Origin of the sequence: Rhodococcus sp. IEGM 1409 (genome assembly GCF_030056735.1) — a bacterium.
Classification (GTDB): Bacteria; Actinomycetota; Actinomycetes; order Mycobacteriales; family Mycobacteriaceae; genus Rhodococcus_F.
In genome coordinates, this window is sequence record NZ_JASHKN010000009.1 from 88647 (window position 1) to 104939 (window position 16293).

Genomic DNA, 16293 nt, shown 5'->3' on the forward strand with positions numbered 1-16293 from the left:
GGTTAACTGTCCGTTTAGGTAGCGATGGTAATCATCTTCCGGGGGTTCGAGCACACGACAACGAGAGCCGGGATCTGATGAATGGATTGACGCGCCGCCAGATGGTCAAGGCGATGGCGGTAGCCGCAGGGACAGTCACCGCAAGCGCATTTACCTTGGGTGCCAATACCTCCGTCGCGGGGGCGAACCCCGCGCAGGAGGTCAAAGTGCTCTCCCTCAATACCTGGCACGGCGGAACCAAGATCAACGGTGGCCTGCAGCTGATCGCCGACATGATCATCTCGACCCAGGCGTCGATAGTTCTCCTGTCGGAAGCCGGCACTGCGACAACTGTATTGGCCGACATGCTGACCAAATCAGGAACCACCTTCTACGGAGCAGCGTCCTCCGACGTGGGGATTCTCTCCAAGTTTCCGATCGAGGAAACAGCCAACCTGAACTCGATGATCAAGGCAGTCGTGACGGTCGACGGCAAACAAATCGCTGCTTACTCGGCACATCTGGCCTACACGTCCTACGCAACCTATCTACCGCGCGGATACGGCGCGGGTGTTCCCAAGCCTGGAGAGTTCTCCGAGTTCGGCTGGAACAAGATGCCGTCCGGTCCGGTCACGGACCCCGAGACGGTTCAGCGTGTGAACGTCGATTCGGGACGACCCCTGGCAATTTCGACGTTCATCGACGATGCGGCCGCAGAACGGGCGAAGGGCAGGTCCGTCATCCTCGGCGGCGATTTCAACGAACCGTCGGCCCTGGACTGGACCGACGGCACGCGAAATCTGTTCGACCACAACGGTGTCGTCATTCCGTGGGAATCCACCCGTCTGCTCGACCAAGCCGGATTTGTCGATGCATACCGCAGCAAGTACCCGGACCCGGCTACACACCCGGGCTTCACCTGGCCGTCCGACAATCCCGACGTCGACACCTCACAGCTCACCTGGGCACCCGAGGCAGACGAACGCGATCGGATCGACTACATCTTCGCCGACCGCGCTTCCGACCTGAAGTTGGGATCTGTAGGAATTATCGGACCCCGAAAGACGATCGTGCACAACAAAAGAGTGGAGGAGAACTCCCAGGACAACTTCATCGCTTCACCGACGCCGTGGCCGACCGATCACAAGGCCGTTCTTGCGACGTATCGTTTTGCCAGCTTCGGCGGCGGATCATCTACCGGTTCGTGGAGCGGTTCCTGACAGGGCATCTCGTAGCCAGTCGATCATCATCGGCGTCAACTCGGGCAGCTTGGTCACTGCGCAGTGCCCCGCATCCGGGATGACGTGTACCTGCGTGTTCGGGCGCTCTTCGAAGAGTGTTGTGTCCGAGAGCGGAATGTGAACATCGTCGGCCCCGTTGACCACAAGCATCGGGGTCCGGCCGTCGTCGGCGGTCATCAAGACACTGCGATCGAACGCACGGAGACCCTGTACAAGCGCCTCTTTGGTTGCCGGGGCATCGAAACCCAGTGCGTTTCCGACGATGTCGCCCATGCCGTAGACCAGGCGCTCGGCATTCGCGGTCTCGAACGCACCCTTGACCGGGGCGCCGATGTTGATCACCGCATCGACGGCGCCGGTCAACCCCGAGCGCACGGCGAAGTTGCCGCCGAAGGAGACTCCCAGGTGCGCCACCTGCCCGTTGCCGAGAGCGCGAGCCGTCGATACGAGCCCGTCGATCACCTCGTCACCGAAAGCATCGAGAGGAACGGGTGATTCACCAGTTCCCGGCTGATCGAAAGCAATAACCGTCACCCCGGCGTTCTTCGCGAACGCGCTGGCCAACGGATGCATGTCCATCTTCCAGCCGTCGACGCCGCCGCTGAGCAACAGGACGGGTGCGTCTTCGTACCGTCCGTCCGCCGAGAGGATGTGTACCGGTAGCTCGATCTCGCCGTTTCGGTAGGGCAGGGAGAGGATTCGACGCTCGAACTCGAGCCCGAATCCTGTTGCTGCCTTGACGTATTCGTCCACCTGATTGCGCAGAGCCCGTCGACGGGATTCGTTGGCCAGCACCGGGAACTTGGCGATTCCGTAGATCATCGCTGCCAGGGAATGATTGCCGGCCGCGGAGTACTTCGCCGCCAGCGCCGACCACTCGTACGACCAACCACCCGGCGCGTCGGCCCAGGTCGAGTTGATGGACGCGCGCAGTTCCTCGAGATCCGAGACGGGGAGTCCGAAGCTCAGAAACTGTCCTGTGCGCTCTTCGAAGAGGCCTCGGTGATCGACAGGAAATTCGTATGACATGGGAAAACACCCCTCAATTCATCTTTAATGCAACGATCAGTTGCATTAGCTCAGTGAACCACGTGTCTCCAGCTAACACAACACCTTGTTGCGATAAGGTTGACCCATGACCTCGACACCACAACGGCCCGGAGGGCGTAGCGCCAGGGTGCGCGAGGCCGTCCTGGCAGCGACCGCGGCCGAACTGTCCGAACGCGGATTTGCAGCGATGACCATCGAGGACATAGCCGCCCGTTCCGGAGTCCACAAGACCACGATCTACCGGCGATGGAGCACGCTGTCCCAACTGGTGGCCGACGCGGCCGTCGAGGTATCGGCAACTACCGTCCCCATCCCGGATACCGGTTCCGTCGAATCCGACCTGCGCGAGATGGCCAGATCGATAGTCGCACTGGTGACAAGCGAGTCGGGCGGCGCGTTGGTGGCTGCACTGTTCTCGGACGCGGTTCGTACGCCGGAAGTGGCGAGACTCAAGCGCGAATTCTATTCCGCACGTTACGAACTGGCTGACATAGTGGTCCGCCGAGCAGTCGAACGCGGGGAAATCTCCGAGAAGGTCTCAGCTGCTGATCTTCTGGCGGCCGTCGCCGCGCCCATCTACTATCGCCTGTTGGTCGCCGATCTACCTGTCGACCAGTCGGTTGCCGATCGCGCTGCTGCCGGCGCGCTCGCCGCGGCCCACGCCGGGGCCCTCGATCAGACCGAATGAGCCAGTGAATTCAGCGCTTCCACGATTGCCTCGTTGAATCCACCCCCGCCATGCCCGGCGTCGTCGAGCACCACCAACTCACTACCCGGCCAACGCCGGTGGATCGCCCAGGCAGTATCCAACGGCCCGGAAATGTCATACCGTCCGTGCACGAGAATCGCGGGAATCTCAGCGAGACGGTCCATTCCGTCCAAGATCTGATTCGGCGCCAGGAAGCAGTCGTTACCCCAGTAATGCGTGACCAGCCTGGTCATCACCCGGCGGAAGTCCGGATTCTGGTATCGAACACTCGGAGTCCACCCCGGCATCAGCGACACGTGCACGTCTTCCCAACGGCACCACTGCAACGCAGCATTCTCGCGCACAACAGGATCCGGATCGGCGAGCAATCGCGCGTATGCCACGGGGAGGTTTCCGTCACGCTCGTCCTCCGGCAGCGGCGCGACGAACTCTTCCCACTCACGCGGAAACACTCTGCCCATAGCGCGGGTGATCCACTCGATTTCGACTCTCGTCCCGCCGGTGATCGCGCCCAATGCCATCGCGATCACCCGTTCGGGAAACGTTTGGGCATACACCAGACCCAAACTCACGCCCCAGGAAAGTCCGGTGACGATCCATCGCTCGATACCGAGATGCTCTCGAAGGCGCTCGATGTCGTCGAGCATGTGTGCCGTCGTGTTCACGGTCAGGTCGACGTCCGGACTGCTCGCAAGAGGAAGGCTGCGCCCACAGCCTCGTTGATCGAACAGAAGTGCGCGAAAGGCTTCGGGATCGAAGAAGCGCCGGGCACCGACAGTGCACCCCGAACCTGGACCGCCGTGGAGGTAGAGAACCGGAATGCCCGCCGGATTCCCGACGGTCTCCCAGTAGAGGCACTGACCATCCGACACTTCAAACAGACCGGACTCGTACGGTTCGACGGGCGGGTACAGGGCAGCAGTCATAGGCGGTGATTCTTCCATCAAGCTGCCTACTCGAGTAGGCAGCACGCGGCCGAGCAATGGCCTAGCGTGGACAGGACACCACTGCGACGGGAGTACACCAGATGCGTGACGGGTTCAGGTTGCCGGGGTACGGCGGCGCCGCAGTGTTCCTTCGCAGTCATGCGGTTCCCGCCACTGTCTTCGAATCCGACGTGCCCACACTTGTTTTCGACGTCGGACTGCTCAGCCCCGACCGGTTCAATCAGTACCTCAGCCGGCACACGGACGAAGGGTTTGTCGAACGACTGGCGGCATTCTTCTTTCACGCGGCCGCAGACTTCCATCCCGAGAAGTCGCTCCCGTCGTTCACCGACGAACGACTCGGACTGATGATCTCGGTCTGTTCCAGCACCGATCGAGAGGTGGAACTCGACTTCTCACTTGCCGAGGATCCCGAATCGGAGGACACCGAACGCGACGAGATGACCTTCGAGACAAGCCGAGTCGTCCTCGCGACCTCGGCGCAGACGGTTTCTCGACTGACCGGTGGAGTAACCACCCACTTCGACGGGGAGTTGTAGAGACATGGGTTTTCTCTTCGAGATTCTCGATTTTCCCGACGGCAGTCGGATGACCGATCTGTGGAACAACACGTGGGCCGAGCCGGCAATGGGCGAGGAGATTGCGTCCGGTCACTTCATTCATCTGGGCGACGATCAGCACGTCGACGTGGAGACCGATTTTCTCAGTAGCCACCTACCGTTCAACGTGGCAGGCTTCGGCGGAGTCTTTCCCGACGGCAAACCCTGGATGTTCGTCATGCAGAAGGCGCCGGCCGACCTCGCGACCAGGCTTCGCGGCGAGGACGATCCACACTCACTTTTGCGCGGATCACTCGACCGCGCCATGTCTTTCAACCCTGATGCACTGGTGGCCGAGGAATTGTCTTGGAGGCACGCCGATCTGGTGAAAGTGTACGAGGAAGAGGGAATCCCTGCGGTATCCGTTGCGGGTTGGTCGGCTGCAGATCTCCTGCGTGGCCTATTGGCGCAGTGTTGCAACGTCGAACTTGCCGCCGTCGTCGCCGGATACCCAGAGTGCGCCTACCCCGAATCGGCGCATGCGTGCGAAGCGGACGTGTTCTCCGACGTGTTCGCCGGTTGGGTCAGCGGACTGCGGTGATGTGACGGAGGAGACTCCGTCCACTCGACATTTCGGAGTAGACTCATTTATGAGCGTGATCCGAAATGAAACGAGGTGAGCGGGATGACGAAGCCGGACCAGGAGTTGGGCCGTCGCGAACGCAACAAGCTCGAGAAGCAGACACGCATCTTCGACGCCGCGGCCGAACTGTTCGCGGAAAAGGGCTACAGCGCGGTCACAACTCAAGAAATCGCCGACCGCGCCGATGTAGCCGGCGGCACCCTCTTTCGTTACGCCGCAAGCAAAGCCGAGCTACTACTCATGGTGTACAACGCGGAGTACCGCAAGCAGATCGAACTGGGAGAAGAGCGTGAGGCCAAGTCGACGGGCACAGAAGATCGTGTGCTCGAGCTTGTTTCACCCCTACTGATCGCAAGTCGCCGAAACGACGAGAACACCGGCATCTACCAACGCGAGGTGTTGTTCGGCGAGCCCAGCGAATGTTTCCGGGCCGAAGGCCTGGAACTCTCGCAACGCCTGCAAACGCGGATTGCACAAATCCTGCACGAGGGGCACCCCCAACACACCGCCCGAACCACCACTGCAGCGCGAACGATTTCCAACGTGCTGCACTTCGAAATAGCCCGCGCGGCATTGGACCGGATCACGGCAGACGAGCTCACGAACATCGTTGCCGCACAGGTCCGATTGACGCTTGCCGGACTACTCACCTAAAAGGATTGAGGATCGAAAATGACTGAACTGAAGCAGATCACCGTTCTGGGTACCGGAGTTCTCGGCTCGCAGATCGCCTATCAGACCGCCTACCACGGCTTCGACGTCGTCGCGTACGACATCAATGCGGAGGTCATCGAGAAGGCCAAGGCTCGGTTCGATTCGTTGGCCGCGGCCTACAAGGCTGAGAACGTCGAGGGCGCCAAGGACGGCAAGGCCGACGAAGCGCTGCAACGGATTACGTACTCGTACGATCTCTCCGAAGCCGTCGCCAAGGCCGATCTGGTCATCGAGGCAATTCCCGAGGACATCGCCATCAAGCGCGACACCTACGAGAAGCTCGCCGCAGTAGCCCCTGAGCACACGGTGTTCGCAACCAACTCCTCGACGCTTCTGCCGAGCGACCTCAAGGAGTTCACCGGCCGCCCCGAGAAGTTCCTCGCACTGCACTTCGCAAATCACGTGTGGGTCAACAACACTGCCGAGGTCATGGGCACCGAGTCCACCGACCCGGCCGTGTACCGCAAGGTCGTCGATTTCGCGAAGAACATCGGCATGGCGCCGATCGAACTCAAGAAGGAGAAGGCGGGCTACGTACTCAACTCGCTCCTGGTCCCGCTCCTCAACGCAGCATCCGACCTGCTGATCGACGGCATCGCCGATCCTGACATGGTCGACAAGACGTGGCGTATCGGCACCGGAGCCCCGTTCGGCCCCTTCCAGATCATGGATGTCGTCGGGTTGACCACCGTCTTCAACATCTCCTCCCAGGGCGGCGAGAAGCAGCGCGAGTTCGCCGACTACATCAAGAAGAACTACATCGACGAAGGCAAGCTCGGCGTCGCTGTCGGCGAGGGCTTCTACAACTACAAGGGTTGATCAACTTACCGGCTCACCGCGCGGTGGTTACGACGTGAATTCACGTGGTAGCCACCGCGCGGACGTCTGTTGTCAGTAAGTCCGAAACCACCCTGAGCGATTGTGACGCAAGCTTCTTCACGTGCGAACCCATCCTCAGGAGAGATCCCCACATGCGTCGTTCCGCCATCTCGGCACTCACAACACTGGCACTGCTCGGCGCCGGAACACTGGCCGGCACACCCGCCGTCGCCGCTCCCCTCGCGTGTCGCGGTATCTCCACCGGTTCGTTCTCAGGTTCCGCCGGTGGCTCGGAGTACCTGTGCGCCAAGGAAGGTGACCTCCTGGATGTGCGCATCGGAGACGTTCACGCGACGCAACCTTCGCTCGGCTACGACGAGGTGTACTACAAGCTCGGGCGATACACGCTCGGAAAAGACACGATCAACAAGAAGTTCGACGACTGGTGTGAGGCGAACGGCCAGGTCCAGGCCGCGACCGCTACTGCGGCGTCGACGCTGAAGGACCCGTCGTCCTTCACCTGCCAGCTCCCGGTCGGTCAGGAAACCGCCGAGAGCATCGCGCCCATGAAGACCGTGGTCGTCGGTCCCCGCGGCGATCTGTACCTGACCGACGGCCACCACACCCTCACGTCCTTCATCGAGACGGCCGACGGAGGTCCCGACCTTCACGTGCGGCTGCGGGTTCTCGGTAACCTCAGTGGCCTGAGTGAAGGTGCCTTCTGGACCGAGATGGAAAAGAACAAGTGGGTCTGGTCGCGTGACGTCGACGGGAACCAGGTGCCGGTCCAGTCCCTGCCGAAGAGCGTCGGCCTGGCCAACTTCGCCGACGACAAGTACCGCAGCTTGATGTACTTCTCCCGCGACATCGGATTTGCCGCTGGCTCGATCCCGTTCCAGGAGTTCTACTGGGGTGCGTGGGTCCGCGACACCGCGCCCGTCGACCTCACCAACTGGAATCGCGACGGTCTCTCCAGCTACCTGAGCACCGTGAAGTCGGTGACCAAAGCACAGACTGCGTTGACGGGCGATGCCGTCGTCGACAGCGGATTCACGGCCACCGATCTTGGCGTCCTGTCGGCCTGGAACGACGGCAAAGCCGAGTCCAAGGGCGAGTTCGCAAAGCTGTCGAAGCCGTACACAGACGACAAGCCGGGCAAGATCGCTTACGCACTTGCCTACAAAGCAACCCTCTGACCTGCTCTGATCCAAGTCACACTAAGCAGACTTGACTAAGGTAAGCCTCTACTCAGTAGTCTGATCCCATTCGGGTGCCGCTTCATCGAAGCAGCGACGCCCTGCCCTGACGGAATACATGCCGTCGCATCTGCCCGGTCGAACAATCTCCGGGCAACCAGGACAGGGAGAAGGTTGCTGTAGTGAGCACGTCCATCGTCGGTTTGTACGACCCCGCAGATGACAAGAGCAGTTGCGGGGTCGGGTTCATCACGCGCAAAGACGGCGTGCAGACCCACGATGTCCTGATCAAGGGCAGCGAAGCGCTCTGCTCGGTTCCGCACCGCGGCGGTATGTCCTCCGAGGGCGTCGGCGACGGCGGCGGCGTCTCGGTGGACCTCTCCCTCCGCTTCTTCCGCAAGGTCACCGGGCGCTCCGACCTCCGTGCCGGACGCTTCGCCGTCGGCAACTTCTTTCTTCCGGACGACGACGCCCAGCATGCTCGCGCAGCCGCCCTGGTCGAACGTGAACTTCTCGATCGCGGTTTCACCACTCTCGCAGTGCGCGACGTCCCGGTCGACAACTCGGCGATTCGGCCGGCCGCGATCGCGCATCAGCTTCCGATCAGGCAGTGGATTTTCGAGGTCCCCACTCCGCGTCCTGAGCCTGCGGTAGTCGATCGCCTCGTGCACGAAGCGCTGCTCGCCATCGAAGCAATCGCGTACAACACGCCTGCACTACGCGGTTTGTACCCACTGTCGCTCAGCGCGAGGACTCAGGTTCTCAAGGGCCGCTTGAACTCCGACGAAGTGATCCCGTACTTCCGCGACCTGGTCGACCCCGATCACGCTGTCCACACCATGTACTTCCACACGCGGTTCTCGACCAACACGGACCCGCACCCCACGATGGCGCAGCCGTTCCGGTTCATGGCTCACAACGGAGAACTGAACACCGACAAGAAGAATCGACTCTCCGAAGCTGCCGTCGCCAGCGCAAAACGACGTGCGATCGTCCGTCCGCCCGGCCAGTCCGACAGTTGCCGACTCGACCAGACTCTGGAAGCTCGCGTCATCGAGGACAACGTCGATTTGGTGACAGCTGTGGTCTCGATGATGCCTCCTGCCTGGGAAAACGACACCACCCTCTCCCCCGCCGTGCGTGCGATGTTCGAGTACTTCTCGCTGTACGAGGAGAAGAACGACGGACCCGCAGCGCTGGTGTTCGGCGACGGCACCATCATCGGCGCCCGCCTGGATCGCCTCGGTCTGCGTCCACTACGCACGATCGAGACGCACGACTACGTGTGCGCATTCTCCGAAGCCGGACAGATCGCGTTCGCACCTGAGACGGTGATCCACCGTGGACGCGTCGAGGCCGGCGGAATGGTGTACTTCGATCATCGCGATCGCCACACCTACACTGCCCGAGAAGCTCTGGAAAAGATTGCCGCGCAGCGTGACTACCAATCGTTGCTCGCGCAATCGCGAATCCTGATCGAGGACATTCCCGCCGTACCTGCGGAGAAGGTGAGCTCACCGACCCGCTACAACGGCACTTTCGAGGTTCATCAGCGCTACATGGCTTACTCCCTGGATCAGGAGAGCTTCAAATTCCTGATGGATCCGATGCTCACGCACGGAGCCGAGAAGGTCTCCGCCATGGGTTACGGCAACGCCATCAACGTATTCAGCGACCGTGAAGGCGGTGTGGCACGCTACTTCTCACAGCGATTCGCCCAGGTCACCAACCCTCCACTGGACAGCATCCGTGAAGCGGACGGCATGACACTCCGGGTCGCGTTGGGCGCGAAGATGACCGCCGGACAAGGCAAGCAGATCGTCATCTCGTCGCCGATCCTCGGGCACCTTGACATGCTCAAGATCCGCGAGCAGAACCACACTCCGCACCACCGCTTCGAAATGCTCTATCCCGCCGAGGGTGACGCGCAGGCAATGGTCGACGCAATGACCGCACTCGGCGACGCAGTCGTGGCTTTCGCGGCCGAACAGGGCGGAATCGCCGTCCTGACCGACCGGCACGTATCTCACGAGCGCGCAACACTTCCCGCGATCATGGTCGTCGGAGCACTGAACCAGCGCCTCATCGACGCAGGCTTGCGATTGCGTGTCTCTCTCATAGTGGAGAGCGGCCAGATCGAGTCCTCACACCACGTCGCGGCTGCACTCGGTTTTGGCGCTTCCGCCGTCTACCCGCTGTCCGTTCAGCTGCGGGCTGAGGAGAAATTCGCCGCTGCCCCGGATGCCGCGTTCCGGCGCTTCGCGAAGGCCGCCGAGAAATCCCTCATGAAGACGATGGGACGCGTCGGCCTGTGCACCGTCGAGAGCTACATCGGCGGAGAATTCTTCGAACCCAACTTCCTCGATACGTCCGACCCTGTTCTGCGCCAGTGGTTCCCCAACATGAAGTCACCGGTGGGCGGCGTCGGCTTCGACACCGTTGCGGTGACCTCGAAGCAGTGGCACGAGCGTGCGAGCGAAGTCGGGGGTGAGAAGGACCTGCCACTGCTCGGCCTGTTCAAAGAGCGTGCAGACGGCGCAGGGCATTCGTTCGGTACCACCGCGGTCCGCAAGTACGTCGAGCTCACCGAAGAGAAGATCGCGTTCGACAGCCCCTCCGGTACCGAACAATTCGACTCGCTACGCCTGCTTCCGCTCGGACGGCTCGACGACGCCTTCCGCCTCGACGCCGGGGCATACCGGGCGACGAGCTTCGACCGGCTGACCACCGAGCAGATCGACGACTTCGACATCACCGCCGGGTACCGGGACTTTTCCACTGTGATGGCCGCGGAACGATCGCGTCGTCCCGCTGCGTTGCGCGACGTCATCTCCGTTCCCGGCGATGTCACGTTTGCGGCGACGACAGCCGAGTTCGTCGAGCAGATCAGCCGATTCTCGGTGCACGGAAACACAACAATCGTGATGCGCGGAATCCAGTGTGAATCCGACGCAGACGATCAGTACACGCTTCGCCTGGACGGTCCCCTGGCCGATGACAGCGCGCGAGTGGAAGCACTCGGCGATGCTCTCTCCGCTACCTTTGCCGGCGATATCACCATCGAAGCCGCCGCGCCGGAACTGGTGCTGAATGCAACCGGTGTTGCGGCAGAGTTCCTGTCCAAGCTGAGGGTCGCACCGGCAGGTGTTCCTCTCTCAGAGGTACAGAGCGCCAGCGACATCACCCCGAAGTTGGCGTCGGGAGCCATGAGTCACGGCGCGCTGAACGCTCCCGCACACGAAGCCGTCGCGCATGGCACGAACATGGTCGGCGCGATGTCCAACAGTGGCGAAGGCGGCGAACACCTTTCGCGCTACAACACGATTCGTGCGTCGCGCATCAAGCAGTTTGCATCCGGACGCTTCGGAATCTGGGCGGGATACCTCGCCGACCCGATGCTCGAAGAGATCGAGATCAAACTCGGCCAGGGCGCAAAACCCGGTGAGGGCGGTCAGCTTCCGGCCGCCAAGGTCACCGTCGACATTGCTGCCGCCCGCGGCGGAACACCCGGCGTCGAACTGGTATCGCCTCCGCCGCACCACGACACCTACTCCATCGAGGACCTCGCTCAGCTCATCCACGACTGCAAGGCAGCGCGTATCCGGGTGATCGTGAAGTTGGTGTCCTCGGAAGGAATCGGCACCATCGCCGTCGGTGTCGCCAAGGCCGGCGCCGACGTCATCAACGTCGCCGGAAACACCGGTGGCACCGGCGCCGCTTCGGTGACCAGCCTCAAGTACGCGGGCCGTGCGGCCGAGGTCGGTATCGCAGAGGTCCATCAAGCTTTGTGTGCCAACGGCCTTCGCCAGAAAGTCGTTCTGCGATGCTCGGGCGCGCATCAGACCGGCAGCGACATCATCACTTCCGCACTACTGGGCGCAGACAGCTTCGAGTTCGGTACGTCTGCGCTGATGATGATGGGCTGCGTCATGGCCAAGAACTGCAACATCAAGTGTCCGGCCGGTCTGACCACCAACCCGGAACTGTTCGACGGCGATCCCCGCGCCATGGCGCAGTACCTTCTCAACATCGCTCACGAAACTCGGGAACTGCTCGCGAATCTGGGAATGCGATCCCTTCAGGAAGCGCGGGGTCGAACTGATCTCCTGCATCTGCTCGATCACCCGTCTATCGTCGGCAATCTGAAACTGGACGCGATGTTCGAGTCCGCCCCGGACATCACCGTCGACAATCCCGTGTACCTCGAGCGTGAGTACGCGCTCGACGAGAAGATCATGGACGAGGTTCGCACGGTGCTCTTCAACCGTGGCGAGGCCTCGGTCGCCGTGTCCGGACCTGAATTCGCCGAAGGTGCACTACACCTGGGTAACCGGAACAAGAGCGTCGGTGGGCAGTTGGCGATCGACCTCGAACGCGAACTCAACTACGGAGCGGCCGGCCTTCTCGCTCCGGGGGTACTGACTGACGAGCGTGGGCGACGATATCTGGCTCCGGGCAGCGTGCGCGTCCTGACGACCGGATCTGCGGGCCTCTCGTTCGGCGGATTCTGCAACGACGGCATGCACCTGGAACACACCGGGACATGTAACGACGGTGTCGGAAAGAGCATGAGCGGCGGCGTGATTGCCGTGCGCAGCCCAGGCGGCGGCTCCAGTGACGCCGGCGGAAACGTGTTGATCGGCAACTTCGCGCTCTTCGGCGCCACCGGCGGACGAGTGTTCGTCGAAGGTGAAGCAGGCGATCGCTTTGCAGTTCGCAACTCCGGCGCCAGTGCTGTCGTCGAAGGTGTCGGCGACTTCGCCGGCGAGTACATGACCAACGGTGCTGTCGTGAATCTCGGCGAGTTCGGCAAGGGTGTCGGCAACGGCATGAGCGGCGGGTTCTTCTACCAGTACGACCCTCGCGGCGAACTGGCACTGCGAGCAAGTACCGATTCCGTACTGCTGGGTTCGATCACCGCTGCGACCGATCCTCTAGCCGCCGTCCACAACCACGCGGTACAACTCCTGCTCGAACTGCATGTGGAAGCAACGGGATCCGCGCTCGGAACCCGGTTGCTCGAGAACTGGGAAGTCGAACAGCACTCGTTCGTCTACGCCATGCCCAGGGCGTTGATGCTCTACCAGGACAGCGATGCAATCCTGGCTGCGAAGTCGCACAAAGAGCTTCTCGAAGAATTGGCGGCCGCCATCGCAGCACGTCAGGTTCGCACGTTCAAACTCGCAGTGCGCGACGGGCGCCCTGCACTGAACGGCGCAGTCCCCGCCTACGGCGAGACCGATACCGCGACGATGTATGCGCTGCTCAGTGAGTACACCGTGCTGCACTTCGCGCAACAACTCGCCGCCGCCCGCACGCCGGGTGCGTCCGGACCCGACGATCCAGTAGTGCAGAAGGCGGCCCGAAACCTTGTGCTGACCGAGGACTTCGCCCTCGTCCAGCACTTGGTCAAGTACTCGAAAGAGATTCTGGCCGGCTACGACGACGAGCAGTTGGCGGCGCTGATTGCAGCCAAGCGGGTCGACGACTACAAGCAGGCGTTGAGTCTGCGCAACGTGCTGGCGATGGACAGCCCGGCGACATACGGGTGGATTCTGTTTCAAGACAACAAGAATCGGGACAGGCTCGGATCGCTGCCGAACTTCGACGAACTGTTCGCGTCGCGCACGATGCCCGATCTGGTGTCCTGACCTCCTCCCCCGAACGTAGGTGAGCTTCAAATCATGGAAATCCCGTACATCCCCGAATACGCACCGTTCACCGGCGACCAACGCGCGTGGCTTTCCGGATTCCTGGCCGGTCTACACTCACGAACTGTCATGCCCGGTCAAACCGGTACTGCAACAGCGACAGTGGAGAGAACTGCCGGCGCAGCAGTGCACATCCTCTACGGAAGTCAGACCGGCAACGCGGAGTCCGTGGCCGAAGATGCGACCGCGGCTGCTCGTGCCCACGGTCTCGAACCACTTGTCGCGGGTCTGGACACCGTGGATATCAGTGCACTTTCCGCCATGCGCCGGGTGCTCGTCATCACCTCCACCTACGGCGAGGGCGAGATGCCTGACAACGCGCAGCTGTTCTGGGATGCAGTCGAATCCGAGAGCGCACCCAGATTGGACGGTCTCTACTTCGGCGTGCTCGCGCTCGGCGACACGAGCTACGACGGCTACTGCCAGTCGGGCAAGAACATCGACGCCCGCTTCGAAGCGCTCGGTGGGACCCGGGTTGTCGACCGCACCGATTGCGACGTCGACTACGAGGATGCCGCTGCCGAGTGGATCGTTCGTGCAGTCGGTGCGGTGGCCGGTGTGGACGGGGATGCCGGTGATGCGGGAGCCGTTGCCCTGCCGGTTGCATCCGGTTCGGCGAAGACCAAGTCCCAGTGGACTCGCAAGAACCCTTATCCTGCAACCGTCCTCGCCAACCGACTGTTGTCCGGCGAGGACTCCGCAAAGGAAGTCCGCCACTTCACCTTTGCACTCGGCGAGGACGGTCTGGACTATGAGGCCGGAGATGGATTGGGCATCCGCCCGATCAATGACCCCGCTCTCGTCGAGGCGATCATCCAGCAGCTCGGTGTCAGCAGTGATTACGTCGTCACCGCGAAAGACGGCTCGTCCGCACCGTTGGACCAGGTGCTGACCAGCGACTACGAGATCTCGATTCCCTCGCGCGATTTGATCGAAGACATCGCCCGACGCAGCGGAGACGCCGAACTGCAGCACATTCTCGACACCGAAGATCGGGAAGCGCTCGATGCGTGGCTGTGGGGCAAAGATGTTCTCGATCTCCTGCAGTTGGACAGCAGCATTCGCCTGAATCCCGAAGATTTGCTTGCTCTTCTGCGTCCGCTTCAGCATCGGGTCTACTCGATCTCCTCCAGCCCGCTTGCCCACGACGGCACCGTGCACCTGACGGTAGCGAGTGTGCGCTACCGCTCCGGCGAGCGGGATCGCGGTGGCGTCTGCTCGACCTATTTGGCAGATCGCGTCTCCGAGGGCGATCGCGTCGGAGTTTTTGTCGCCAAGAACAATTCGTTCCGCCTACCCGCCGATGATGCTGCTCCCGTCGTGATGATCGGACCGGGAACCGGTATCGCTCCCTTCCGCGCTTTCCTGCACGAGCGTCGCGCACGCAACGCGTCGGGGCAGAATTGGCTCTTCTTCGGCGATCAGCATCAGTCGAGCGACTTCATCTACGAGGACGAACTGAACGGTCTGACCCGTGACGGTGTCCTGACTCGTCTAGATCTCGCATTCTCGCGTGATCAGTCCGAGAAAGTCTACGTCCAGACCCGTATGCGCGAGCAGGGCCGAGAGTTGTTCGCCTGGCTGGAAAAGGGCGCCAACGTGTACGTCTGCGGCGACGCCACTCGGATGGCGAAGGACGTCGACGACGCGTTGCACGAAGTGGTCGCCGAGCACGGTGGGTTGGATGCGGACGCTGCCGAGGATTACGTCAACAACCTCAAACGATCGAAGCGGTACCTACGGGATGTTTACTGAGATGTGCCCGCACCGTTGCGAATGTCGTTGCGCAGCTTTGGCGCGCATGTCGGACCTGGACGCGCTGCTTGCGCGTCCAGGATTTCGCGGTGGGCTGATCGACGCCGCACCCGCGGTAGTCGGCAAAATGTTGCCCCTCTCAGGCGACGTCGTCGCCATCACCGTTGCGGGACCGGTGGCGGTCAACGACTCGGGCAAGTACGCCGTTCCCACTGTTCCCGGTGATCCACTGGTCTGCACGCCCGGACTTGTCTCTCTGCGTTTGAACACGTCCATTCTCGGATCGGTGGTGACCACTGACGCAGAGCAGCACCTCCCGCCGACACTTCGGATGTTCGATACCCACGGATCAAGTTCACACACCACGTATTTGACCCCGGCCTCGGATCGTCTCGCCTTCGAAGCGATGCGAACTGCGCCCAGCACTGCGAGGGAAACAAGCTCTCCCGTCCCGTCAGCGAATACGCCCGCATTCTGGGCCGAAGCCGATCAACTGACACAACTCGACTTCATCCTCGCCGACGGCGGCAGCGAACGCCGCAACGGCTTGGTCGCTCTGGGCGCCCTCGGTTACCGGAGAATCGATCCTCACCTCATGGCTGCCGGGATGGAGCACCTGTCCTACCAGCAACTGCCCGTCACGACCGTCGTCGCAGGCAACGGCTGCCTGCAGATCCACCGTGGTGATCTCGACGCCGCAGCCATGTTCGGGGGGACGTTGACTCTGGCGTCGGACACGTGCCGGACGATGATCGACCTGAACGGCGTCTCGGAGTGCTGGCTGACCCGCACCCACGGCGTTCACGGACTGACCAGCTCGATCGAGATGTACGATTTCCGCCGGAAATGCGTGGCAGTCTTCACCCAAACTGGCCCAACCGAATCCGCGGTCATGGGTCTTTGGGAAGACGTCATGAGTTCGATTTCGGCCGCATCCTGACATCGAGAGCTGTAATCGAGTGTAAGAAATCGGCACACTGCGATAACCAC

12 protein-coding genes are annotated in these 16293 nt (G+C 61.9%); 10 read left to right on the forward strand and 2 right to left on the reverse strand.

The annotated features are described in order from the left end of the window. Nucleotides 1-77 precede the first annotated feature (77 nt). Nucleotides 78-1199, forward strand: coding sequence for an endonuclease/exonuclease/phosphatase family protein (locus QM716_RS22055; RefSeq protein WP_283306250.1), 1122 nt, complete (start codon nucleotides 78-80; stop codon nucleotides 1197-1199). On the opposite strand, the gene QM716_RS22060 is transcribed toward QM716_RS22055, so the two are convergent. Beyond that, complete coding sequence (locus tag QM716_RS22060; protein WP_283306251.1) at nucleotides 1170-2249, reverse strand: alpha/beta fold hydrolase; 1080 nt, start codon at nucleotides 2247-2249, stop codon at nucleotides 1170-1172. The genes QM716_RS22055 and QM716_RS22060 overlap by 30 nt on opposite strands. 106 nt (nucleotides 2250-2355) lie before the next feature. On the opposite strand from QM716_RS22060, the gene QM716_RS22065 reads away from it, so the two are divergent. Beyond that, nucleotides 2356-2958 (forward strand): TetR/AcrR family transcriptional regulator, encoded by a 603-nt coding sequence (locus QM716_RS22065; RefSeq protein WP_264613513.1) that lies wholly within the window; start codon nucleotides 2356-2358, stop codon nucleotides 2956-2958. Here QM716_RS22065 and pip read toward each other — a convergent pair. Next, nucleotides 2946-3905 (reverse strand): prolyl aminopeptidase, encoded by a 960-nt coding sequence (gene pip / locus QM716_RS22070; protein ID WP_283306253.1) that lies wholly within the window; start codon nucleotides 3903-3905, stop codon nucleotides 2946-2948. The two genes, QM716_RS22065 and pip, sit on opposite strands and share 13 nt — an antisense overlap. Nucleotides 3906-4006: 101 nt before the next feature. On the opposite strand from pip, the gene QM716_RS22075 reads away from it, so the two are divergent. From QM716_RS22075 to QM716_RS22110, 8 genes are all read left to right on the forward strand, one after another. After that, nucleotides 4007-4465 carry a hypothetical protein gene (locus QM716_RS22075; protein ID WP_283306254.1) on the forward strand — a complete coding sequence of 153 codons (459 nt, stop codon included), beginning with the start codon at nucleotides 4007-4009 and terminating at the stop codon, nucleotides 4463-4465. A 4-nt stretch (nucleotides 4466-4469) separates the two neighbouring features. Next, nucleotides 4470-5066, forward strand: coding sequence for a hypothetical protein (locus QM716_RS22080; protein WP_283306255.1), 597 nt, complete (start codon nucleotides 4470-4472; stop codon nucleotides 5064-5066). Between the two features lie 84 nt (nucleotides 5067-5150). Further along, nucleotides 5151-5762, forward strand: coding sequence for a TetR/AcrR family transcriptional regulator (locus QM716_RS22085; protein WP_283306256.1), 612 nt, complete (start codon nucleotides 5151-5153; stop codon nucleotides 5760-5762). 18 nt (nucleotides 5763-5780) lie between these two features. Continuing rightward, nucleotides 5781-6641, forward strand: coding sequence for a 3-hydroxyacyl-CoA dehydrogenase (locus QM716_RS22090; RefSeq protein WP_283306258.1), 861 nt, complete (start codon nucleotides 5781-5783; stop codon nucleotides 6639-6641). 152 nt (nucleotides 6642-6793) lie between these two features. Continuing rightward, nucleotides 6794-7837, forward strand: a complete 1044-nt coding sequence (locus tag QM716_RS22095; RefSeq protein ID WP_283306259.1) for a ParB/Srx family N-terminal domain-containing protein — start codon at nucleotides 6794-6796, stop codon at nucleotides 7835-7837. A gap of 182 nt (nucleotides 7838-8019) precedes the next feature. Continuing rightward, nucleotides 8020-13488, forward strand: a complete 5469-nt coding sequence (locus QM716_RS22100) for a glutamate synthase-related protein (protein WP_283306260.1) — start codon at nucleotides 8020-8022, stop codon at nucleotides 13486-13488. Nucleotides 13489-13521: 33 nt separating this feature from the next. Continuing rightward, nucleotides 13522-15303 carry a sulfite reductase subunit alpha gene (locus QM716_RS22105; RefSeq protein ID WP_283306261.1) on the forward strand — a complete coding sequence of 594 codons (1782 nt, stop codon included), beginning with the start codon at nucleotides 13522-13524 and terminating at the stop codon, nucleotides 15301-15303. Nucleotides 15304-15349: 46 nt separating this feature from the next. Continuing rightward, nucleotides 15350-16243 carry a ChuX/HutX family heme-like substrate-binding protein gene (locus QM716_RS22110; RefSeq protein WP_283306262.1) on the forward strand — a complete coding sequence of 298 codons (894 nt, stop codon included), beginning with the start codon at nucleotides 15350-15352 and terminating at the stop codon, nucleotides 16241-16243. Nucleotides 16244-16293 lie beyond the last annotated feature (50 nt).